General features: G+C 59.3%; 20 protein-coding genes. 11 read left to right on the plus strand and 9 right to left on the minus strand.

Annotated elements, in window-relative coordinates:
- Nucleotides 1-60 precede the first annotated feature (60 nt).
- Nucleotides 61-1,260 carry a tyrosine--tRNA ligase gene (gene tyrS / locus BN1137_RS15490; protein ID WP_050719463.1) on the minus strand — a complete coding sequence of 400 codons (1,200 nt, stop codon included), beginning with the start codon at nucleotides 1,258-1,260 and terminating at the stop codon, nucleotides 61-63.
- Between the two features lie 113 nt (nucleotides 1,261-1,373).
- Here tyrS and BN1137_RS15495 point away from each other — a divergent pair, with 113 nt between their 5' ends.
- Together BN1137_RS15495 and BN1137_RS15500 are read left to right on the plus strand one after the other, a co-directional pair.
- Nucleotides 1,374-2,681 carry a peptidoglycan DD-metalloendopeptidase family protein gene (locus BN1137_RS15495; RefSeq protein ID WP_050719464.1) on the plus strand — a complete coding sequence of 436 codons (1,308 nt, stop codon included), beginning with the start codon at nucleotides 1,374-1,376 and terminating at the stop codon, nucleotides 2,679-2,681.
- 139 nt (nucleotides 2,682-2,820) lie between these two features.
- Nucleotides 2,821-3,930: an anhydro-N-acetylmuramic acid kinase gene (locus BN1137_RS15500; RefSeq protein ID WP_050719465.1), complete on the plus strand. Its 1,110-nt coding sequence runs from the start codon at nucleotides 2,821-2,823 to the stop codon at nucleotides 3,928-3,930.
- A gap of 224 nt (nucleotides 3,931-4,154) precedes the next feature.
- Here the strand turns inward: BN1137_RS15500 and BN1137_RS15505 are convergent, their stop codons facing one another.
- The 4 genes from BN1137_RS15505 to BN1137_RS15520 all read right to left on the minus strand — a co-directional run bounded on the left by BN1137_RS15505 (nucleotide 4,155) and on the right by BN1137_RS15520 (nucleotide 7,021).
- Nucleotides 4,155-4,562, minus strand: coding sequence for a hypothetical protein (locus BN1137_RS15505; RefSeq protein WP_198150655.1), 408 nt, complete (start codon nucleotides 4,560-4,562; stop codon nucleotides 4,155-4,157).
- A gap of 412 nt (nucleotides 4,563-4,974) precedes the next feature.
- On the minus strand, nucleotides 4,975-5,847 hold the full coding sequence (locus BN1137_RS15510) for a hypothetical protein (RefSeq protein ID WP_050719466.1): 873 nt from the start codon (nucleotides 5,845-5,847) through the stop codon (nucleotides 4,975-4,977).
- A gap of 271 nt (nucleotides 5,848-6,118) precedes the next feature.
- Nucleotides 6,119-6,484, minus strand: a complete 366-nt coding sequence (locus tag BN1137_RS15515) for a hypothetical protein (RefSeq protein WP_050719467.1) — start codon at nucleotides 6,482-6,484, stop codon at nucleotides 6,119-6,121.
- A gap of 75 nt (nucleotides 6,485-6,559) precedes the next feature.
- Entirely contained in the window at nucleotides 6,560-7,021 is a 462-nt protein-coding gene (locus tag BN1137_RS15520) for a GNAT family N-acetyltransferase (RefSeq protein WP_050719468.1), read from the minus strand.
- Nucleotides 7,022-7,885: 864 nt separating this feature from the next.
- On the opposite strand from BN1137_RS15520, the gene BN1137_RS15530 reads away from it, so the two are divergent.
- Complete coding sequence (locus tag BN1137_RS15530; protein WP_050719470.1) at nucleotides 7,886-9,151, plus strand: RidA family protein; 1,266 nt, start codon at nucleotides 7,886-7,888, stop codon at nucleotides 9,149-9,151.
- A 194-nt stretch (nucleotides 9,152-9,345) separates the two neighbouring features.
- Here BN1137_RS15530 and BN1137_RS22515 read toward each other — a convergent pair whose 3' ends face one another.
- Both BN1137_RS22515 and tkt read right to left on the minus strand, forming a co-directional pair.
- Nucleotides 9,346-9,792 (minus strand): hypothetical protein, encoded by a 447-nt coding sequence (locus tag BN1137_RS22515; RefSeq protein WP_157433788.1) that lies wholly within the window; start codon nucleotides 9,790-9,792, stop codon nucleotides 9,346-9,348.
- A 355-nt stretch (nucleotides 9,793-10,147) separates the two neighbouring features.
- Nucleotides 10,148-12,139, minus strand: a complete 1,992-nt coding sequence (gene tkt / locus BN1137_RS15535; RefSeq protein WP_050719471.1) for a transketolase — start codon at nucleotides 12,137-12,139, stop codon at nucleotides 10,148-10,150.
- A gap of 340 nt (nucleotides 12,140-12,479) precedes the next feature.
- Between tkt and metK the strand changes: the two genes are divergently transcribed.
- The 7 genes from metK (at nucleotide 12,480) to ruvX (ending at nucleotide 18,302) form a co-directional block, all read left to right on the plus strand.
- Nucleotides 12,480-13,631 carry a methionine adenosyltransferase gene (gene metK / locus BN1137_RS15540; RefSeq protein WP_050719472.1) on the plus strand — a complete coding sequence of 384 codons (1,152 nt, stop codon included), beginning with the start codon at nucleotides 12,480-12,482 and terminating at the stop codon, nucleotides 13,629-13,631.
- Nucleotides 13,632-13,709: 78 nt separating this feature from the next.
- Nucleotides 13,710-14,228 (plus strand): SprT family zinc-dependent metalloprotease, encoded by a 519-nt coding sequence (locus BN1137_RS15545; RefSeq protein WP_050719473.1) that lies wholly within the window; start codon nucleotides 13,710-13,712, stop codon nucleotides 14,226-14,228.
- Between the two features lie 73 nt (nucleotides 14,229-14,301).
- Nucleotides 14,302-15,015 (plus strand): endonuclease, encoded by a 714-nt coding sequence (locus BN1137_RS15550; protein ID WP_050719474.1) that lies wholly within the window; start codon nucleotides 14,302-14,304, stop codon nucleotides 15,013-15,015.
- Between the two features lie 209 nt (nucleotides 15,016-15,224).
- Entirely contained in the window at nucleotides 15,225-15,956 is a 732-nt protein-coding gene (rsmE, locus tag BN1137_RS15555; protein WP_050719475.1) for a 16S rRNA (uracil(1498)-N(3))-methyltransferase, read from the plus strand.
- Between the two features lie 115 nt (nucleotides 15,957-16,071).
- Nucleotides 16,072-17,022, plus strand: coding sequence for a glutathione synthase (gshB, locus tag BN1137_RS15560; protein ID WP_050719476.1), 951 nt, complete (start codon nucleotides 16,072-16,074; stop codon nucleotides 17,020-17,022).
- 142 nt (nucleotides 17,023-17,164) lie between these two features.
- Nucleotides 17,165-17,719 carry a YqgE/AlgH family protein gene (locus BN1137_RS15565; protein WP_050719477.1) on the plus strand — a complete coding sequence of 185 codons (555 nt, stop codon included), beginning with the start codon at nucleotides 17,165-17,167 and terminating at the stop codon, nucleotides 17,717-17,719.
- A gap of 160 nt (nucleotides 17,720-17,879) precedes the next feature.
- Nucleotides 17,880-18,302, plus strand: coding sequence for a Holliday junction resolvase RuvX (ruvX, locus tag BN1137_RS15570; protein WP_050719478.1), 423 nt, complete (start codon nucleotides 17,880-17,882; stop codon nucleotides 18,300-18,302).
- A gap of 81 nt (nucleotides 18,303-18,383) precedes the next feature.
- Here the strand turns inward: ruvX and ampC are convergent, their stop codons facing one another.
- Both ampC and BN1137_RS15580 read right to left on the minus strand, forming a co-directional pair.
- Nucleotides 18,384-19,532, minus strand: a complete 1,149-nt coding sequence (gene ampC, locus BN1137_RS15575) for a class C beta-lactamase (RefSeq protein WP_050719479.1) — start codon at nucleotides 19,530-19,532, stop codon at nucleotides 18,384-18,386.
- Between the two features lie 242 nt (nucleotides 19,533-19,774).
- Nucleotides 19,775-21,214, minus strand: coding sequence for an alanine/glycine:cation symporter family protein (locus tag BN1137_RS15580; RefSeq protein WP_050719480.1), 1,440 nt, complete (start codon nucleotides 21,212-21,214; stop codon nucleotides 19,775-19,777).
- A gap of 725 nt (nucleotides 21,215-21,939) precedes the next feature.
- Between BN1137_RS15580 and tal the strand changes: the two genes are divergently transcribed.
- A complete protein-coding gene (tal, locus tag BN1137_RS15585) occupies nucleotides 21,940-22,890 on the plus strand; it encodes a transaldolase (protein WP_050719481.1) in 951 nt (316 codons plus the stop codon).
- The last annotated feature ends 57 nt before the right edge of the window (nucleotides 22,891-22,947 follow it).

Raw genomic sequence — 22,947 nt, forward strand, 5'->3', positions numbered from 1 at the left:
AGGCCTCCATGATGGAGGCCTTTTTTATCAGCAGGCTTTGGCTTACTTGACCGTTACTGCTTATTTAACTGTCACTCTGGCAAACTTGCGCTTGCCGACCTGATAGACGGCGGTACCGGCACCGATGAGTGCCTTGCCATCGTCCAGCTTGTCGCCGTCAACTTTGACCGCGCCCTGCTTGATCATGCGCAGCGCTTCTGAGGTGGTATCAACCAAGCCGGCATCTTTGAGCAGATTGGCAATGGGCAGGCCTTCCCCTTCCAGCGCCAGCTCGACTTCCGGCATCTCATCCGGGATGGCGTTCTTGGAGAAGCGCTGGGTGAAGTCTTCGTGGGCCGCCTCGGCCGCAGCTTCGTCGTGGTAGCGGGTGATGATCTCTTTGGCCAGCCAGATCTTCACGTCGCGCGGGTTCAGGGTACCGGCGGCAATGCCAGCCTTGAAGCCTTCGATCTCGCTGAGGGGGCGGAAGGAGAGCAGCTCGTAGTAGTTCCACATCAGGTCATCGGTGATGGACATGATCTTGCCGAACATCTCGCCCGGGGCATCGTGCACGCCGATGTAGTTGGCGGCAGACTTGGACATCTTCTTGACGCCGTCCAGACCCACCAGCAGCGGCATCATCAGCACACACTGGGTCGCCATGCCGGCATCTTTTTGCAGCTCACGGCCCATCAGCAGGTTGAACTTCTGATCGGTACCGCCGAGCTCCACGTCCGCCTTCAGCGCGACCGAGTCATAGCCTTGCAGCAGCGGGTAGAGGAATTCGTGAATGGCGATGGACTGGCCGCCGGAGTAGCGCTTCTTGAAGTCGTCGCGCTCCATCATGCGGGCCACGGTCTGCTTGGCCGCCAGCTTGATCATGCCGGTCGCGCCCAGCTCTTTGAGCCAGGTGGAGTTGTACTCGATGCGGGTCTTGGCGGGATCCAAAATCTTGAACGCCTGCTCCGCATAGGTGAGGGCGTTGTGCTTGATGGCCTCTTCGGAGAGCGGCGGACGGGTGGCGTTCTTGCCGGAGGGATCACCCACCATGGCGGTGAAGTCACCGATCAGCAGGATGATCTCGTGCCCCAAATCCTGGAAGGTCTTCAGCTTGTTGAGGATCACGGTGTGGCCGAGGTGAATGTCGGGAGCCGTCGGGTCCATCCCCAGCTTGATGCGCAGGGGGCGCCCTTCCTTCAACTTAGCGACAAGTTCTTCTTCCACCAGAATTTCTTCCGCTCCGCGCTTGATCTCGGCTAGCGCCACCTCGAGCTGGGACATTTTTTGACTCTCCAATCACGATTCCACAGGGCCAAACATATTACTGGAATGGCGGGCCAATTGGAAAGGCTGTAAAATCCGACGTTCTTTCTCCTCTCGACCCGTCTGCCTCGATGATTATTTGGAACGCCTTCAACTCTCTTCCTACCTGGCACCGCAAGATGGTGCTGATCTTGAGCATCATGGTGATGATGCTGGCAGCCTGGCCCAGCGAGCAGGCGGTGGCCACTCGGGTCAATGATGACGAGCCCCTCGCCGATGCCTCGCCCCTCGATGACGGTGAGGCGCAGCCTCAGGCCCTGGCACAGAAGTCCGCCAAGCCGAGCTATGTCACCAAGCAGGTGAAGGTGCGCGCGGGTGACAACATGCAGGTCATCTTCCAGCGCCTTGGCCTTAGCGCCAGCGATCTCTACCTCATCGCCCAGCTCGAGGCCACCAACCCGCTGCGTACCCTGCAGCCGGGCCAGGAGCTCACCTTCAAGCTCACCAAGAGCGGCGATCTGCAGAGCCTCTATTACCCTCACAGCCTGGAGCAGGCGCTGAAGGTGAGTCGCAAGGCCGAGGGCTTCGTCGCCAAACCGGTCAAACTCGAACTCGACACCCGTGAGCAGGTGGCCAAAGGCGAAATTCGCTCCAGCTTCTGGGGCGCCGCCGCCGAAGCGGGCATGACCGAGGATCAGATCATGGATCTCGCCGCCATCTTCGGCTGGGACATCGACTTCGCCCAGGACTTGCAACCGGGAGACAGCTTCCGGGTGGTCTATCAGGACAAATATCAGGATGACGAGCGGGTCGCCTCCGGCGACATCCTGGCCGCCGAGTTCATCAACCAGGGCGCCATCTACCGCGCCGTGCTGAACGAGGATGGCAACTACTACACGCCGGAGGGCAAGGCGATGCGCAAGAGCTTCCTGCGCGCGCCGGTCAACTTCAAATACATCAGCTCCAACTTCAACCCGCGTCGCCTGCACCCGGTCACCGGCAAGGTGCGCCCCCACAACGGCATCGACTACGTGGCGCCGGTGGGCACCCCCATCATGGCCGCGGGCGGCGGCAGCGTGGTGGCGGCCGGTTACAACCAGTTCAACGGCAACTACGTCTTCATCAAGCACGCCGGCAACTTTGTGACCAAGTACCTGCACCTCTCCAAGCGCACGGTGAACAAGGGCCAGCGGGTCAAGCAGGGTCAGACCATAGGTCTGCTGGGCGGCACCGGCCGGGTCACGGGCCCGCACCTGCACTATGAATTTGTGGTGGGCGGCGTGCACAAGAACCCGCGTACCCTCAATCTGCCTCAGGCGGAGACCCTGAGCGGACGGGAGCTGGCGAACTTCAGGGCCATGGCCATGCCGCAGCTCGCGAAGCTCGGCAGCAGCGAGCTGCAGCTGGCGCAGCATAAACAGGACGGTGGCAACATCTAACTCGCCACCAGGGAGTGGGGAATGAAGGAGCGTGATATCGAGCTGATATCGGGCACTGGCATATGCTCTGGTATCGATGCAGGCCTCCTGCCTCTACCCTTGGTTTCGCACGCATGTTCTCAACAAGCAGGGGCATATCATGACTGAGCGATATATCGGATTGATGTCGGGGACCAGCCTCGATGGCATAGACGCCGTGCTGATCGAAACGGACGGGGATACGCTGCGGGTCGAGGCGGCCCTCTGTCACCCCTGGCCGAGCGACACCGCCCGCGAGCTGCACGCCCTCTGCACCCCAGGTGAGAACGAAATCGATCGCATGGGCGTGGCCGACAACCTGGTGGCACGGGAATTTGCCGCCGCCACTCAGGCCCTGCTCACCAAGGCCGGGCTTGGCCCCGCCGACATTCGCGCCATCGGCTCCCACGGCCAGACCATCCGTCATCGCCCCCACTTGGGCTTCACCCTGCAAATAGGTAATGCCGCCCTCTTGGCGGCGCTCACCGGCATCGACGTGATAGCCGATTTTCGCACCGCTGACATGGCCCTCGGCGGCCAGGGTGCCCCCCTGGTACCCGCCTTCCATCAGGCGCTGTTCGCCAAGCCGGGCGCCCTGCGGGTGGTGCTGAACCTCGGCGGCATCGCCAATATCTCGGTGCTGCCGGGCCACTCAGCTGGGGTTTATGGCTTCGACACCGGCCCCGCCAACACCCTGCTCGACGGCTGGTATCGCCGTCATCACCCCCAAGGTGGCGACTATGATACGGGCGGCCGCTGGGCGGCCAGCGGCGCCCCTATCCCTGAACTGCTTGCCAGACTGCTGGCCCATCCCTACTTCGCCGCCCCCTGGCCCAAGAGTACCGGGCGGGAGATGTTTACCCTCGAATGGCTGGGCGGCGAGCTGGCGGACAGTGCCTATGCCCCGGTGGATGTGCAACGCACCCTGCAGGCGCTGACTTGCCACAGCGTCGCTCGCCAGTTGCCAGCGCTGGACAAGACCCATGGCCAGGCAGAGCTCTTTGTCTGTGGTGGCGGCGCCCATAACGCCCCCCTGCTGGCAGAACTCGCTACTCTGCTGCCCCAGTGGAATATCGCCAGCACGGCAGAGCTGGGGCTCGCCCCCGACTGGGTGGAAGGGGCCGCCTTCGCCTGGCTGGCGCAGCGCTTTATTCGGCATGAACCGGGCAACTTGCCTGCGGTCACGGGCGCCAGTCGCCCAGCGGTTCTGGGTGCTCTCTATCCCGCTTGAGCAATAACGACCGCTGTATTAAGCAAGAAGGGCAACCTGCCCTCCGATACAGCGGCGCCAGCCGCCCAGCGGTTCTCGGCGCCCTCTATCCCGCCTGACGATTATCGAGACCCTATAATAAAGCCCGATCAGGCTGTGCCTGCTCGGGCTTTATATTGATGGCGGAATAAATACCGAACATCATCAGGTACTATCCCTATTTCCTATGCCTTATTCACCACCAGCTACTGGATATATTCCCCAAGCTCGGCCGCCCGCTCTTTAAACATCGAATAATCCGCAGCATGCCGGCTTTTTGCCACCGTAATCCACTGCACACCGGTCTCATCGGTGTGAGCGAACTCGACACGGAACTCATATTTCGCACTCGATATCAGTGCCATCAAGGCCCCCGCCAGGAAGCCGACCATGGGTAGAAAGAAGACGAGAAGAGCACTTTTTGCCTGCTCTTCAGTGGGGATGAAATAGAACAACACGCTGGAGGTTACCAGGCCCAGCAACATCATCTTGCGCAGGTGATCTTTCCAGGTCAGCGCCCTCACCTCTACACCCTTTATTTTATTCAGGTCATAGTCGTCATTGTTTATCTGCAATCTGTTATCCGACGGCCGGATGGAAATAGCACACGCCATTCTAATTACCCCTGAGCGCTGAACGCGCACACCTCAATATGTCTCTTGTCACAAGATGCCCACCACGCAGGCGCTGATTAACATGGGATTAGTGAGCCGTCGTATCGGTACTGAGTCGACAATCATTACCCATACGAGTCACACAGAGCGGATAGTACCGAATGGCGCCAAATTACCAAGCAGATTGAAGGGAAAAAGCGACCTGGATCAGATTAGTGGCGCCGCCCCCATACTGGCTTATCTCGCCCATCCAAGCGCATTCGCTGCGCCATAGCTTTATAGCAGTGTCCGATATGAAAACGCCTCCCCATTCACTGGCGGGAGGCGCGTTCCGTTCATATGACGGATGGCAAGCGCTGATGGCAAACCAGAGAGGCGTCTTCAGGCAGACGCCTTATTTGCCGCAGCGCCCCTAAAATGCGCCTCTCAGGAAGCGGATCACCTGCCGCTTGACCGGCGCACACAGGGGCGGCTTGGGGGGCACCAGGTTGATCTGGGAACGACCGACCCGGGCTTCGCAGCGCAGCAGGATCTGGATGTAGTGGGCGTTGTGACGATGAATAAACTGGGAGGCCTGATAGGCCCATGGCTTGGGAATGCCCCAGAGGGTGCTGGCGACGGCCCCGACGATGCAGAAGAAGGCAGGCTCGCGAATGCCCATCTTGACCCCGTTCTCCAATGCTTCCTTGAAGGAGTGGGAGTGCGCCAGGCAGGTCATGACGTTGACCATAAAGGCCACATAATCGTCCTCCCCACCGGTGCCTTCCCGCGCCAACAGTTCGGCACCGGGTTGATACCCAAACTGGTAGCCGATGTTTTCCAGCACGGCGTTGCGCTGGCGGATCACCTTGGCATAGAACATCAGCATGGCGGTGCAATCGAGCACCCGGCAGAGCACCTCGTGGTGCGGGTGGGCCTTGGTGGGACGGGGTACGGTCAGCAGCGCTATCTCCTCCGAGATAGCGAGCAAGCCAATTGGCACTGCGGTGCTGATAAATGACAAATCCACCGACAGCTCGACATCCTGGCTGCTCTCCAGCTGGGCGATGATGACGTGTTCGGCGAACAGGCGGCGCTGGCGGTCGATAAAGGCGCCATAGACCAGATCCCTGAACCTCTTCTGCGGATAGGGGGTATCGAGCAGGCTCTCGATTGTTATGATGGCAGCGGAGGCGCGACCACGCAGTTGATATTCGGGGGAGATGGGAAAGTGTTTACCCAGCCGGGGCGGTGGCCGGTACGAACCCAATCGACAATACATATCACCCAGTACGAAACCCAGCATAGATCCTCCATGGTCAGCTCATGATGATCGCATCGCGATCCTGCTTGCCACCTCTGGGTCGATCTACACCGGTGCACTCAGGTTAGCCGGCAAGGGCCCCTGGCGGCACAACTAATATTATGATTAATAACGAATTAAAAAAGCGACTCAGCTCCCATTCAAGTTTTTTATTAACTTTTTAGTCAAAAAGTGTGAGCTGGGTAGGCCATGGGCTGCTCCCGGCGTAGGGATCCCGTGAACGGCGTGCAGGGCGGCTGTCATGGCGAGTACGTCATCGTCGCAATAGGCGGACGAGAAAATAGGCCACCGCGAGCAGCGGCCAGAGGGAGAACCACTGCCCTGGCAGCAGCCACAGCAAGGAGAGGGAGGCTATCGCGCCGGCCAACAGCCCCGCCAGCGACCAACGGATATGTCCGAGGGGGGCGCCCAGCCGAAAGTGGCGGTCGAGACGGGAGAGCGTCAGCAAGCCAAGGCCACCGAGTAGTATGGAGGTGCCCAGCAGCAGGGAGATGGCTCCTCCCTCGCTTCCCATGCCCATCAGGGCGGCCAGCCCCAGCAGCAGAAAGATCGGGCTGAGCAGGGCCGTCGGCAACAACACCGACCACCAGAGGAGGCCGTAGAGAAAGTGGTGGTTCATATTGCTCCCTCTATCCCCACCAGATAGACACACTGCCTGCCATTGTCATAACAGTAGATATGACACGTATAACTGTCATTGATCGATAGTTAGCACCATAAAGAGGCTATTGGGGTCGGCCCGGTAATCCCCGAATGGCTCGCAATCGATAAAGCCGTGCTTCTGATAGAGGCCGTGGGCCGGCGTGAAGAAGGCCGTGGCGCCGGTCTCCAGCTTCAGGTAGCGATAGCCCCTGCCCCGCGCGATGGCAATCAGGTGGCGCAAGATGGCCGAGCCCACCCCCTTGCCTCTGGCGGCGCCGTGTACCCGCATGGATTTGATCTCCCCGCCATCGGGTGCAAGCTCTTTGATGGCGCCGCAACCCACCAGGGTCTGCTCGTCGTAGGCGGACCAGAAGGTGATCGCCGGTGCCTTGAGCCCCTCGAGATCCAGCGCATGTTTGCTCTCTGGTGGCGAGACGGCGCGCATATCATCCAGATGCGCCTGCAAAAAAGCGGCGATCTCGGGGCCATCGAGGGGGTCGGTAACGATCTTCATAGGGTGATCTCCTTATCAAGTGGGGGCGCCAGCGCCTTGATCAGGCGGCCAAGGCGATTTGGCAAGGGCAAGATGCCAGCCCTCATTGATAGCCGATTGATACAGCCAGATCCAGTCATCCCCACCGCCTGGCCGACGATCTGGCCGCCAGTCCCTTGCCGCCGCGCCTCTGCTCGCCTCTGGGTCAGAAAATATATGCCGAATTTCATGCCCCCTATTACGCCCCTGCGCCGCCCCTAAGGGCCACTTATGCAAAAGTGTTGAATCATATTTCAGGCACGGTGTTATCAGCGCCAACAGGGGCATCGGCTAGCATATTTTCAGGCGGCGAGATAGCCCCGCAACGGGCCTAAAAATACATATCTATGCACAATAAAATCGATTAGCTGCAAGATGGTGCATAGTGTTAACGCTTTATTCACAGCGAGGCTCATGGCTGTCGAGACGAAACCCCAGCACTGGCGGCCTTGCTGCGTCGAACATGCTGCTTTAGCAGGGCAGAGCCCTCTTTTATCGTGAATCGAATGGCATTTTAGCTATATTTCAGAGCGTTGAGCCATCTCATAGAAATGAGATCCCGGTTTGCATCCCGCCCATCACCACTCCTAGAATCCTCCTGTCTGAAATGCTTAACCCAAACCAGACCTCTCTTATCCAATCCTCTTCTTATATGGATTGACACAATAACCGAGGCAGCGGTTGTCGTTTCCTGTTGCGCTTATTTCTGTGCACAGGCAATGGGCTGGCGATTGGTAAATAGAACTGCCAATCAGCCGGGCTATTTCGACAGCGGGTCGACCGTCGTGTGGCCAGGGTTAACTGTACCCATATCAATAATTACTATTAAGAAGAGGAGTAACCACCATGAGTGGCACTATTATCAAGTCCGCCAGAAATACCGAACATGCCCCCCAACAGCTGGGTCCTTATACCCAGACCGTGGCCTTCTCTCACTACAACAATATTTCAGCGCAACTGCCCGTCGATCCCAAGACCGGCAAGATGATCGGCGGTGATATCAAGGATCAGGCCAGACAGTGCCTCACCAATATCAAGGCCATCATCGAGAGCATCGGCCACGTGATGGACGACACCGTTAAAATCACCGTCTTCCTCAAAGAGATCGCCGATCTGGACGCGGTCAATGCCGTGTACGCGGAATTCTTCCCAGGCTATGTGCCGACCCGCACCGTGCTCGCCGTGGCTGCCCTGCCAATGCATGCCCTGGTGCAGATGGACGCCATCATCTCCAACGGCGAAGGCACCTTCCCGCAGGCTCCTTGCGCCCTGGTGAAACTCGCCCGCAATAGCGACAAGGCTCCCCAGAGTCCGCTCTATACCCAAACTGTCGCGTTTTCCCACTACAACAATATCGCGGCGCAGCTGCCCATCGATGTGGCATCTGGCAAGCTGGTCGAGGGCGGCATCAAGGCGCAGGCGGCCCAGTGCCTGACCCATATCAAGGCCGTGCTTGAAGGCATCGACGTGCCCTTCGATGACATCGTCAAGGTCACCATCTATCTGCAGAACCTCGCCGATATCGACGCCGTCAACGAGGTCTACCGCACCTTCTTCCCGGACTCTGCCATCGCCCGCGCAGTCGCCTACCTGCCGGCCCGCTCGGTGATTGCCGCTTCCGCCCTGCCCATGGGCGCCCTGGTGCAGATGGATGCGGTGGTCTCCCACGGTGACGGCACCCCGCCGCAACTGGTGGAAGACAGACACGGCCTGGTGATCAGCGCCCGCAATACCGACAAGGCGCCGCCCAGCGCACTGCACACCCAGACCGTTGCCTTCTCCCACTACAACCATATCGCGGGCCAGCTGCCGCTGGATCTGGCCACCGGCAAGATCCTGACCGGTTGCGTCAAGGAGCAGACCGCCCAGTGCCTCAGTCATATCAAGGCCATCGTCGAGAGCATCAACCATGTGATGGACGACATCGTCAAGGTCAATATCCAGGTGAAGAACATCGAGGATCTGGACGCGGTCAACGCCATCTATAGCCAGTACTTCCCGAGCTACCATCCCGCCCGCACCGTGATTGGCGTGAGCGAGCTGCCCGCCGGCGCTCTGGTACAGATGGATGCAGTGATGTCCAATGCGGAAAGCACCCCGCCGCAGGTTTAAGACATTGCTCTAGCAATAAAAAGACACCGGCTTAGGCCGGTGTCTTTTTACATAATTTGAAGAGACACTATTTCTTAAAATCATTATATAAAACAATTTAATATCCGACTTGGTAATGCAATTACGTTATCTTCACGAAAATCAAATCACTTCCCACCAACCCAAAACATTAACAATCTACTTTTAAAAACCGATCATGGTACGTCGATACAATGTAAAGTATTTGGATCGATGTATTTTGTTTGCGTGTTGTATTCAAACTTTAAAAACCTATCCCAACTTTCCATTTGTGAATTATCTCCGTATGACCAAGTGCATTGCTTAACACTTGTTCCATCACAGTCTAGCCTCCCCCTCCCTTGATCTTGAAGAGACCATGCTAGATAAGATGTGATAAAGTCACTAACTAATGTTAAATCGCCACCGCCATTATCACGATTATATTTTTTACCTGTCAATTCACAGGCCACTGACTTTTCAGGAATATGCATCGCTGAAATTTCCATTAGTGCTTGGAAGACCTCATGAGAATCAGACGAGATTGGTTGGTCATGCACTGACATCCTGGCCAATAAAACACCAATGATAATACCGCAGCCCAGAATGCACCCAGCACAAAGAGCTATAGGAATAGGTTTCATGATATCCACCGTATGTAATCTGTCTTTTCAATAATCGGCATGCCGTAGCCCTCACTTCCCATATCCAACACCGCTTAGAAATTTGACATATTTTTCCACTACGAACGGATGCACAAAACGAATCGTATCTTGGAAAAACAATGTTACATCACTTAGTTTTCAACGCTTTCCTTATTGTCAAAAAACGTTTAGTGACACCCAAAATGAAAAGTTAACACTGTCTTGAAAAAGCTGAGTCGTTCAGCTTTTTTCATTCAATCACATTCCTTCAACCAATAAAAAACGCCCCCCATCTTGCGATGGAGGGCGTTTTATCGTTCTGGCTATTGGGTCAAATTGACCCAACGTTCAGGAATTACAGGGATTCTGCGGTAGCAACCACGTTTTCCACGGTAAAGCCGAATTCCTTGAACAGCAGCTCGGCCGGTGCAGACTCACCGAAGGTGGTCATGCCGATGATCTTGCCGCCAAAGCCCACGTACTTGTACCAGTAGTCGGCGATGCCCGCTTCGATGGCGACACGCTTGGTCACGCTCATCGGCAGCACGGATTCCTTGTACTCGGCAGATTGTGCGTCGAACACGTCGGTAGCCGGCAGGGAAACCACACGCACGGCGCGGCCCTTGGCAGTCAGCTGCTCGTAAGCGGCCACAGCCAATTCCACTTCGGAACCGGTGGCGATCAGGATCAGCTCCGGGGTACCGGCGCAATCTTTGAGCACATAACCACCCTTGGCCACGTCGGCCAGTTGCTGGGCGGTGCGGTCCATTTGCGGCAGGTTCTGACGAGAGAAGATCAGCGCAGTCGGGCCGTCATTGCGCTCGATGGCGTGCTTCCAGGCGATGGCGGATTCTACCTGATCGCATGGGCGCCAGGTGCTCATGTTCGGGGTCAGACGCAGGGAAGCGATCTGCTCAACCGGCTGGTGAGTCGGGCCATCTTCACCCAGACCGATGGAGTCGTGGGTGTAAACGAAGATGGCCCGCTGCTTCATCAGGGCGGCCATGCGCAGGGCGTTACGGGCGTATTCCATGAACATCAGGAAGGTCGCGCCGTAAGGAATGAAACCACCGTGCAGGGCGATGCCGTTCATGATGGCGGACATGGCGAACTCGCGCACACCGTAGTGAATGTAGTTGCCGGAGGCATCTTCATTGGTCAGGGACTTGGAGCCGGACCACATGGTCAGGTTGGACGGTGCCAGATCCGCAGAGCCACCCATGAACTCGGGCAGCAGCTTGCCGAAGGCTTCCAGAGAGTTCTGGGATGCTTTACGGGTTGCGATCTTGGCCGGGTTCGCTTGCAGGGTTTCGATGATCTTGGCAGATTCAGCGGCCCAGTTAGCCGGCAGCTCACCGACGGTACGGCGCTTGAATTCGGCAGCCAGGGTCGGGTGCGCGGCTTCATAGGCGGCAAACTTGGCAGCCCAGTCGGCTTCCAGCTTGGTGCCTTTCTCTTGCGCATTCCACTCGGCGGCGATGTCAGACGGAATAACGAAGGGCGCGTGATCCCATTTCAGGAAGGCACGGGCGGCGGCGATCTCGTCGTTGCCCAGCGGTGAACCGTGGCAATCGTGGGAGCCGGACTTGTTCGGTGAACCGTAACCGATGATGGTGCGGCAGCAGATCAGGGTCGGCTTGCCGGTCTCGGCCTTGGCGGCTTCGATGGCAGCGTTGATGGCTTCCGGGCTGTGGCCGTCGACCGCAGGGATGACGTGCCAGCCGTAGGCTTCGAAACGCTTGGGGGTGTCATCGGTGAACCAGCCTTCGACGTGACCGTCGATGGAGATACCGTTGTCATCCCAGAACGCAATCAGTTTGCCCAGTTGCAGGGTACCGGCCAGAGAGCACGCCTCGTGGGAGATACCTTCCATCAGGCAGCCGTCGCCCATGAAGGCGTAGGTGTAGTGGTCAACGATGTCGTGACCCGGCTGGTTGAACTGCTCGCTCATGGCCTTCTCGGCGATCGCCATGCCTACGGCATTGGTGATGCCCTGACCCAGCGGGCCAGTGGTGGTCTCGATGCCTGGGGCATAACCGTACTCCGGGTGACCCGGGGTGCGAGAGTGCAGTTGACGGAAGTTCTTCAGGTCATCGATGGAGAGGTCGTAACCGGAGAGGTGCAGCAGGGAGTACAGCAGCATGGAGCCGTGGCCGTTAGACAGTACGAAACGGTCACGGTCGGCCCACTTGGGGTTGTTCGGGTTGTGCTTGAGGTGGCCACGCCACAGCACTTCGGCGATGTCTGCCATTCCCATGGGGGCGCCCGGGTGACCGGAGTTGGCTTTTTGAACGGCATCCATACTCAATGCGCGAATGGCATTGGCAAGCTCTTTACGAGAAGGCATCTGTATCTCCTGCGATTGCTTCATTTGATGGCCAAGATTAAGGCGCGTTATTGTCCCAGCAGGGCGGGCGCGGTGCAAATATTATCTGGGCGAATAAAGTGGCTTTGGGAGCACAATCGCTTTTCTTGCGAGGGAAAACGATTGAGCCTGGATCCCCTTGCCCCCCAAATGGGGTAATTGTGCCGCAGAGCTTGGCCCGAGCGGGTCCAGACCAAAATAGTGCTGGCAATCACCCTTTGGCCTAATTAAAATAGACGTCCAGATGTAGATACCTCTACAAAGAACCTGTCATTTTCCGGTTATGGCCGAGGCGATAACCCCACACGATTGAGAACCAAACATGGCAAAGCTGTTTACTTCCGAGTCGGTCTCCGAAGGCCATCCCGATAAAATCGCCGACCAGATCTCCGATGCGGTACTGGACGCCATCCTGGTGCAAGACACCAAGGCACGCGTCGCCTGCGAGACCCTGGTCAAGACCGGTATGGTCATGGTGGCCGGTGAAGTGACCACCTCTGCCTGGGTCGACATCGAGCAGATCGTGCGCGACACCGTGCGCGAAATCGGCTACACCCACTCCGACATGGGCTTCGATGCCGACTCCTGCGCCGTGCTCAACGCCATCGGCAAGCAGTCCCCCGACATCAACCAGGGTGTTGACCGTACCGATCCGTACGAGCAGGGCGCCGGTGACCAGGGCCTGATGTTTGGCTACGCCACCAACGAAACCGACGTGCTGATGCCAGCACCGATCACCTACTCTCACCTGCTGGTCAAACGCCAGGCCGAAGTGCGCAAGAACGGCACCCTGCCGTGGCTGCGCCCGGATGCCAAGAGCCAGCTGACCTTCGCCTACGACGACGCAGGCAAGATCCTGGGTGTGGATGCCGTGGTGCTCTCCACCCAGCATTGCGAGTCCGTCAGCCACAGCGATCTGGTGGAAGCGGTGCGCGAGGAGATCATCAAGCCGGTACTGCCGACCGAGTGGATCACCAAGGACACCAAGTTCTTCATCAACCCGACCGGCCGTTTCGTTATCGGCGGCCCCATGGGTGACTGCGGTCTGACCGGTCGCAAGATCATCGTCGACACCTACGGCGGCATGGCCCGTCACGGTGGTGGCGCCTTCTCCGGCAAGGATCCGTCCAAGGTGGATCGCTCCGCCGCCTACGCCGCCCGCTACGTGGCCAAGAACATCGTTGCCGCGGGTCTCGCGGATCGCTGTGAAGTGCAGGTCTCCTACGCCATCGGCGTGGCCGAGCCGACCTCCATCAGCGTCGAAACCTTCGGCACCGGCAAGGTTGCCGAGGAGCTGCTGGTGAAACTGGTACGCGAGCACTTCGAGCTGCGCCCGTACGGCCTCATCGAGATGCTGGATCTGAAACGCCCGATCTACCAGGCCACCGCCGCCTACGGTCACTTCGGTCGCGAAGAGTTCCCCTGGGAGAAGACCGACAAGGCCGCCCTGCTGCGCGGCGTCGCCGGTCTGTAATGTCCCAAGGCATGAGCCTGTGATAAAAGGGGAGCCTGGCTCCCCTTTTTGCTTATTCGCCGCTCGACAGGATTGCCCATGACTGCCCTCCCCTCCCCCGATACTCTGCTCGCCGCGCGAGTCGAGGCTTGCTTTTTGCAAGCCGAGGCACGCCTTGGCCGTCCCTTCCCGCGCCCGCGCATTTATCTGAACATGCGTGGCCGGGCGGCGGGGTCGGCGCGGCTGCAGACCTGGGAGCTGCGCTTCAACCCAGCGCTGTATGAAGCCAACCAGCAGGCCTTCATGGACGAGGTAGTGCCCCACGAGGTGGCGCACCTGCTGGTCTATGCGCTCTGGGGCGAGGGCCGCGGCAAGAATCGGGTGCTGCCCCACGGCAAGCAGTGGCAATCGGTGATGCGCGAGGTGTTCAACCTCGAACCCCGCACCACCCACAGCTTCGATCTCGCGGTGCTCGGCCAGCGCACCCTGCCCTATGCCTGCGCCTGCCAGCAGCATCAGCTCTCCGTTCGCCGTCACAACAAGGTGCAACGGGGTGAGGCGCGCTATCACTGCCGCCGCTGTCGCCAGCCGCTGGTGCACCAGCCTGAGACGCATTGAGCCAACGGGTGTCGCGTCCCTGTGTTAGGGTGCCCACCTTCTTCATCCACCTGTTTCATGTTCAAGGATCTTCATGTCTCGCCCTTCGCTCGCTTTCGGCCTTCCCCTGCTCTCCCTTGGCCTGACCCTGCTGGTCAGTGCGCCGCTCCAGGCACAGGAGGCCCAGACCTTCCGCGCCGCCAAGCAGGATCTCGTCAAGCTCTATCAGAGCCACCCCACCACCTTCTACTGCGGCTGCAACATCAAGTTCAGCGGCAAGAAGATGGCGCCGGACTGGGAGAGCTGCGGCTACCTGCCGCGCAAACAGGCCAATCGCGCCGCCCGCATCGAGTGGGAGCACGTGGTGCCCGCCTGGGAGTTCGGCCACCAGCTGCAGTGCTGGCAGGAAGGGGGTCGCAAGAACTGCGGCAAGAGCGATGAGTTCAACAAGATGGAGGGGGACATGCACAACCTCTTCCCCGCCATCGGCGAGGTGAACGGCGATCGCGCCAACTACCGCTTCTCCGACTGGAACGGCAAGCCGAACCAGTACGGCAAGTGCCAGATGCTGGTGGATTTCAAGGAGCGTCAGGTGCAGCCGCCCAAGGGGCCGGTCCGTGGCCAGATCGCCCGCGCCTACCTCTACATGGGGGAGCAGTACGGGCTGCGCCTGGCCGCCCAACAGCGTAAACTGTTCGAAGCCTGGGACAGGCAGTACCCGGCGGATCGCTGGGAGTGCGAGCGCAACCGCCGCATCGGCAAGCTGCAGGGCAATACCAATCCCTTTATTGAAAAGCAGTGCCAGTGACCCAATCTATCGGGGAAGGCAATAACGTCCTTCCCATGATATGAAGCGGTGCCAACTCGGTGCGACAAGCTGCCAGTGGGGCCATTTTTCGCATCCAAACCAAATTTAATCGCATTCAATAACGACTTTACGATGCAGATGGACCACAAAAAGACAGCCTGATAGCAGGTTGAACCACTTAAGCCTCAGAAAAGAGACAGATATACAGCATGCGCACTCCACGTATCTATGAGCCGGCCGCCCTGCAGGTTGGTCAGACCCTGGCCCTGTCGGAAGACGGTGCCAACCACATCGGCCGGGTGCTGCGCATGCAGCCGGGCCAGCCCCTCGAGCTGTTCAATGGCGACGGCAACCAATACCCTGCCACCATCGCCAGCGTCGACAAGAAAGCGGTGGAAGTGCACATCGATGGTTGCGATACCCAGTCGGTGGAATCGCCGCTCGCCATCCATCTCGGCCAGGTCATCAGCCGTGGCGACAAGATGGACTTCACCATCCAGAAATCGGTGGAGCTCGGCGTCACCTGCATCACCCCGTTGTTCTCCGAACGCTGCGGCGTCAAGCTGCCGGCCGACCGGCTGGAGAAAAAGCGCGAGCAGTGGCAGAAGGTGGTGATCAGCGCCTGCGAGCAGTGCGGCCGCAATGTGGTGCCAGAGGTGCGCATGCCGATGGAGCTGGATGCCTGGCTCGCGGAAGAGACCCAGGAGCTCAAGCTCAACCTGCACCCGCGCGCCGAATACAGCATCAACACCCTGCCGGTACCGGAGCACGGCGTGCGCCTGCTGATCGGCCCCGAAGGCGGCTTGTCTGCTGAGGAAATCGCCCGTACCGTGCAGGAAGAGTTCAAAGAGATGTTGCTCGGGCCGCGGGTGCTGCGCACCGAAACAGCCGCCCTGACCGCCATCTCGGCGTTGCAGTGCCGCTTTGGTGACTTAGCCTGATTGCCCGGTTCGATTCGCCGCGCGGCGGCCCATCGAACGATTGCAGCCTCACAGGGTCGATGGCACTGTGTTCATCGGCCCTAACAACCTCATCGAGCCACAGAAGGAATTTCGGATGACCATCAAACTCGGCATCGTGATGGACCCCATCTCGGCCATCAACATCAAGAAAGACTCCAGCTTCGCCATGCTGCTGGAAGCCCAACGTCGTGGCTATGAGCTGTTCTATCTGGAGATGGCGGATCTCTACATGGAGGCGGGTCGCGCCTTTGGCACCATGCGCCCGCTGCGCGTGGAGCAAAATCCGGCCAAGTGGTATGAGCTGGGCGAGGTGATCGATCAGCCGCTCTCCACACTGGATGTGATCCTGATGCGCAAGGATCCGCCCTTTGACACCGAATTTATCTACGCCACCTACATGCTGGAGCGGGCCGAGGATGAGGGCACCCTGATCGTCAACAAGCCCCAGAGCCTGCGTGACGCCAACGAGAAGCTCTACACCGCCTGGTTCGCCGAGCACACCCCGACCACGCTGGTGACCCGCCGCGCCGACAAGCTGCGCGCCTTCCACGCCGAGCACAAGGACGTGATCCTCAAACCCCTGGATGGCATGGGTGGCGCCTCCATCTTCCGCATGAAGGAGGATGATGCCAACGTCGGGGTCATCATCGAAACCCTGACCGAACATGGCAGTCAGTACTGCATGGCGCAGACCTATCTGCCTGCCATCAAGGACGGCGACAAGCGCGTGCTGGTGGTGGACGGTGAGCCCGTGCCCTACTGCCTGGCCCGCATTCCGGCGCAAGGAGAGACTCGTGGCAACCTGGCGGCCGGTGGTCGCGGTGAGGCGCGCCCCTTGAGCGAGGCCGATTGGGCTATCGCCCGCGCCGTCGGGCCGACCCTCAAGGCCAAGGGCCTGATTTTTGTGGGCCTCGACATCATCGGTGATCGACTGACCGAGATTAACGTCACCAGCCCGACCTGCATCCGCGAAATTGAGGCGGCCTTCGACGTCTCCATCACCGGCATGCTGATGGATGCCATCGAGCGTCGGCTGGGCAAGTAATTCCCATCGGGGGCCCTCGCGGCCCCCGCTACCTCCTTTGCGGATCCGTGCCCGACTTCGCGCCCCGGCCGCAAAAAGCGGTTTTGCCCGCCGCCACCAACTGCCATAATCACCCCAAACACCTTTGCACTATTTGGCCCCTATGCAAACACTGCAAAACCATTTTCTGCTCGCCATGCCGAGCCTGTCAGACCCCTATTTCGAGCGTTCCCTGGTCTACCTGTGCGAGCACAGCAGCGAGGGCGCCATGGGGTTGGTGGTCAATATCCCGCTCGACATGGAACTGGATGCCATGCTGGCCAAGCTCAAGCTGAGCCCGCCTGCCACCCCCGACATGAAGCAATCCGTGCTGCAAGGCGGCCCGGTGCATGCCGATCGCGGCTTCGTGCTGCACAGCTTCCGGCCCGGTTTCAAATCCACACTGCAGGTGAGCGACGAGATGATGGTCACCACCTCCAAGGACATCCTGGAGACGCTCGGTACCGACGAGGCGCCGAGTCACTGGCTGGTGGCACTCGGCTACGCCGGCTGGGGCGCCGGGCAGCTCGAGCAGGAGCTGGTGGCAGGATCCTGGCTGGTGATCCCGCCCAATGCGGATCTGGTGTTCAAGACCCCCATTCACCAGCGCTGGCAGCAGGCCGCCGCCAGCATCGGCGTCAATCCGCTGCACCTTTCCAGCCAGGTGGGACATAGCTAATGTGGTTCAACACGGCTCAATCCCACCAGCGCTGGCAGCAAGCCGCCGCCAGCATCGGCGTCAATCCGCTGCACCTCTCCAGCCAGGTGGGGCACAGTTAATTTCTTGCTAGGTGGGCTCTAGAGGCCCCCTTTTATCTACCCCAGTTTCGAGGAACTCCATGTCATCACGCAGCATCATGGGCTTTGACTACGGCACCAAGAGTATCGGCGTCGCCATCGGCCAGGAGCTCACGGGCACAGCCCAACCCCTTCGTTCCCTCAAGGCCAACGACGGCATTCCCAACTGGGACGAGATCGATAAATTGCTCAAGGAGTGGCAGCCGGATCTGCTCATTGTCGGCCTGCCGCTCAACATGGACGGCACCGATCAGGAGATCACTGTGCGCGCCCGCAAGTTTGGCAATCGCCTGCACGGCCGCTTCGGCAAGCCGGTGGAGTTCAAGGATGAGCGACTCACCACCACCGATGCCCGTGCCCGGCTGTTCGAGCGCGGTGGCTACAAGGCGCTGAGCAAGGACAGCGTGGACGGGGTCTCGGCCCTGCTGATCGTCGAAGCCTGGATGGAAGAGCAGTACGGCTGATCAGCCTTGCGCGGATACCATCTAACAAAACGCCGGAGCCTTGGGCTCCGGCGTTTTCATTTGGCTTGTCGACGGATCGACTTAATCGAGCTGCTGCAGGATCCGGTAGGCCGCCTCGATGCGCACCGCATTGGGGTAGTTGCGGTTCGCCAGCATGACGATGCCGATCCCCTTGGCAGGCACGAAGGCCACATAGGCACCAAAGCCATTGGTCGAGCCCGTCTTGTTAAAGAGGGTACTAGCCTTGGCCGGTGCGGGCTTGCTCAAGGGAGTCACTTGCCGGGGCTTGAGTACCATGTCGTTGCTGTTGCCGCTTTGCAGCGTCTCCAGGCTAAGGGGATAGTCATACATCTCCCAGCCCAGCCCCTGGGTCATAGGCCCCACCGAATAGGCCCCGGTGTGGGTCAGCGCTATCGCCGCCTGCAGCTGCTTGTCGCCTTGGGCGCTCATATTCGCCTCAACGAACTTGAGCAGATCCCGCGCCGAGGTCTTGATGCCGTACGCCTCGGCGGACAACATGCCGGGGTTGACCCGGATTGGCTTGTCGCCCTTGTCATAGCCAAAGGCATAGTGCGTCATGGCCGCCTCGGGCACCTTGATATAGGTGTGTTGCAGGCCGAGTTTGGGCAACAGGGTCTGCTCCATCAACTGCTCGAACGGCTGGCCCTGGCTGCGGGCCGCCAGATGGCCGAACAGGCCGATGCTGGGGTTCGAATACTGGCGATGGGTACCGGCCGGATAGGCGGGTGACCACTGCCGGTAGTAGGCCTGCATGCTGGCGGCGGAGTTCACCTCATCCGGGAACTGCAGGGGCAGGCCGCCGGCGCTGTAGGTCGCCAGCTGCCCCATGGTCACCTGGTCAAACGCACTGCCCTTGAGGGCGGGATCGCGCTTGCTCACCTTGTCATCGAGGCGAAAGTGACCGCCAGCGACCCCATAGGCCCCGAGCGTCGCAGTGAGTGTCTTGCTGACCGAACCAATCTCGAACAGAGTCTGATCGTCAACCTGAGGGCCCGCCTCCCGGTTGGCCAGCCCGTAATTGAAGAGGTGGGCCTTGCCATCTTTGAGCAGCGCCACCGCCATCCCCGGGATCTTGTGCTGGGTCATCACGGGTTTGATGGTCTCATCGACCAGTTGGCGCAGCGCCGCAGGCTCGGTGTCGGCCTGGGTCAGGCCGGCCCACAGCAGGGTCGTCACCGCCAACCAGTGGGTGCACTGTCGTGTTTGCATCGATTCATCCTCTCGTCTGTCTGAATTGCCGCATACGCGGCGAAAAAGTGACACCAGCTTAGCGCCGCTCCATGTGCCAGGTATGCGCTGGTGTGAAGTCTGGGTGAAGTCTTCAGCCTGGTCGCTGTCGCCACCACGGATCCGTCCCCGTGCCGCGCCTGCATTACCCACAAAAAAAGGGGAGCCAACGGCTCCCCTTTCTGAGGGCGACACTGTGATCGTCCACCCTGCCAAGCAAGGCCTTAGGCCTGCTTGCTCTTGGGCGGATTGTCCCAGATCCCCGCTTCCAGCTGGCTGCGAATTTCCGGGTACTTGTTGGCATCGAAGGTGGGCACCTTGCCCAGCTTGAGCTGATCGTTGTAATCCTTGGCCAGCTTGATGGCGACCCCGGACAGCAGCAGTATGGCCACCAGGTTGACGATGGCCATCATCCCCATGGAGACATCTGCCAGCGCCCACACGGTCGGCAGCTCGCCCACCGAGCCGAACATCACCATGCCCAGCACAAACATCCGAAACAGCATCAGGCCGCCCTTGTGGTTGTGCTCGAGGAACACCAGGTTGGTCTCGGCGTAGGAGTAGTTCGCCACTATGGAGGTGAAGGCGAAGAAGAAGATGGCCGCCGCGATGAAGATGTTGCCACCGCCACCGATCTGGGAGGAGAGCGCGCGCTGGGTCAGCTCCACACCGGTCACGCCTGAGCCTGGCTCAAACTGACCGGACATCAGGATGATGGCAGCGGTACAGGTACAGATGACGATGGTGTCGAGGAACACCCCCAGCATCTGTACATAACCCTGGGAAGCCGGGTGCGGCGGATAGGGGGTGGCGGTCGCGGCGGCGTTGGGCGCCGAGCCCATGCCCGCCTCGTTGGAGAACAGACCGCGCTTGATGCCGTTGATCATCGCCTGGGAAATCGCATAACCCATGGCACCGGAGCCAGCCTGCTCGATCCCAAACGCCGACTTGATGATGAGGGCGAACACCCCGGGCAGCTCGCTGATGTTCATGACCACCACGAACAGCGCCATCAGGATATAGGCCAGCGCCATGAAGGGCACCACCAGCTCGGCGAAGCGGGCGATGCCGCGAATGCCGCCGAAGATGATGAGGCCGGACAGCACCACCAGCGCCAGGCCACTGACCCAGTCAGGAATGCCGAAGGCCACGTTCATGGCCAGGCTGATGGAGTTGGCCTGCACCGCATTGAACACCAGACCGAATGCCAGCAACAGGCAGAGGGAGAAAACCACCCCCATCCAGCGCATGCCAAGACCACGCTCCATGTAATAGGCCGGACCGCCACGGTAGTTGCCGTCCTCATCCTTGACCTTGTAGAGCTGGGCCAGGGTGCTTTCCACGAAGGCGGTGGCCATGCCGATAAAGGCGATCAGCCACATCCAGAAGATGGCGCCAGGGCCCCCCAGATAGATGGCAACGGCGACGCCGGCCAGGTTGCCGGTCCCGACACGGGCCGCCAGACTGGTACACAGGGCCTGGAAGGAGGAGATGCCGGCGCTGTCGGATTTGCGGCTATTGCGCAGTACCGAGAACATGTGGCCGAAGTGGCGAACCTGGATAAACCCCAGGCGGAAAGTGAAAAAGATCCCGACCCCGATGAGCAGGTAGATGAGCACGGCTCCCCACATCAGGTCGTTAATCATTGCGATCAAGGTGTCCATAATTCTCTCGTTGTTATCACATCCATGGTCAGTCTGCGCTGACCGCTCTCTGTCCGTTTCCGAATTAGCAATGCGCTAAAGGGGCGGAATCTAGCATAGGGAGGGAGTTCAGAATAGTGATTCAGCTCACCGGAAAGACAAAAAACGAACAATCCGAGCCAATAAAGCTTCATTTAACACGCAAATTTTCAACAAAAATTGGCCCCATATCAATCGCACGACAAATTAGCCCCAAAAGAGAACTTTTTAGTCAGAGGGTGCCATGGCAGCAAATGAGGATGAAACCTCGGCGGGAGAGAGGCAAGCGTTTGCTCCGTAGCGAGCCTGAAAGCCCTGTCATGGCGCCAAACGTTTTACACGTAATAAAATTTCAAGTGGTTGACCAAGATATTTGTGTGAAGCTAATCACATAACGGAGAATCAACTAAAAAATTTGCTTTTATTCAGGCGCGGGGAAATCGTGCTGAAATCTGTAAAAGTTGTTTTTTATCAAATGCTTTCTCGCGATACCTCCCATCCGAAAAGGGGCTTGGGTGATAAGCAACCAGGCGCCCCTATTGCAGGACGCGCCACATCCGTATTAATTAGGCAGGCAATGATGATGGGCCCTGCCCATCGTGCTTTTCTGAGCCTGAGTCGCCGGGATTTTGTAATTTTATTTCAGAACTGTCTTCTCATGCCCGCAACCCCAGGGATTGCTCCCTCATATAGAGATGATATTTGCTATGGCCGATAAATTAACTCAGCTGAAAGCCCTGACCACTGTTGTTGCCGATACCGGCGACATCGAAGCCATCAAACGCTACCAGCCCATCGATGCCACCACCAACCCGTCCCTGGTGCTGAAGGCATCCGAGATCCCCGAATACGCGGCACTGATCGAAGACGCCATCAACTGGGCCAAAGCCCAGAGCCAGGACAAGGCACAGCAAATCATCGACGCGGGCGACAAGCTGGCAGTCAACATCGGTCTGGAAGTGCTGAAAATCGTTCCGGGCCGCATCTCCACCGAAGTGGATGCCCGTCTCTCCTTCGATACCGCCGCCAGCATCGCCAAGGCCCGCAAGCTGATCCGTCTCTATAACGAAGCCGGCATCGCTAATGATCGCATCCTGATCAAGCTGGCCTCCACCTGGGAAGGGATCCGCGCCGCCGAGGTGCTGGAGAAAGAAGGCATTCAGTGCAACCTGACCCTGCTGTTCTCCTTCGCCCAGGCCCGTGCCTGCGCCGAAGCCGGTGCCTTCCTGATCTCCCCGTTCGTGGGCCGTATCCTCGACTGGTACAAGGCCAAGCACAACCGTGACTACACCGCGAGCGAAGATCCGGGCGTGGTCTCCGTCACCGCCATCTACGACTACTACAAGCAGCACGACTACCAGACCGTGGTGATGGGTGCGAGCTTCCGCAACACCGGCGAGATCCTGGAACTGGCTGGCTGTGACCGCCTGACCATAGGCCCCGCTTTACTGGAAGAGCTGAGCAAGAGCGAAGGCGCCGTGGTGCGCAAGCTGAACTACACCGGCGAGCGCAAGGCCAAACCGGCTCCGATGACCGAAGCTGAGTTCCGCTGGGAACTGAACCAGGACGCCATGGCCGTCGAGAAGCTGGCCGAAGGCATTCGCATGTTTGCCGTCGATCAGGGCAAGCTGGAAGTCATGCTGGCCAGCCGCCTCTAAGGAGCGCCTCCCCTGACCCAGGCAGCGGCCTCTGACACGCAAGTGATGATGACCCAC

Origin of the sequence: Aeromonas tecta (assembly GCF_000820185.1) — a bacterium.
In the GTDB taxonomy this organism is placed as follows: Bacteria; Pseudomonadota; Gammaproteobacteria; order Enterobacterales; family Aeromonadaceae; genus Aeromonas; species Aeromonas tecta.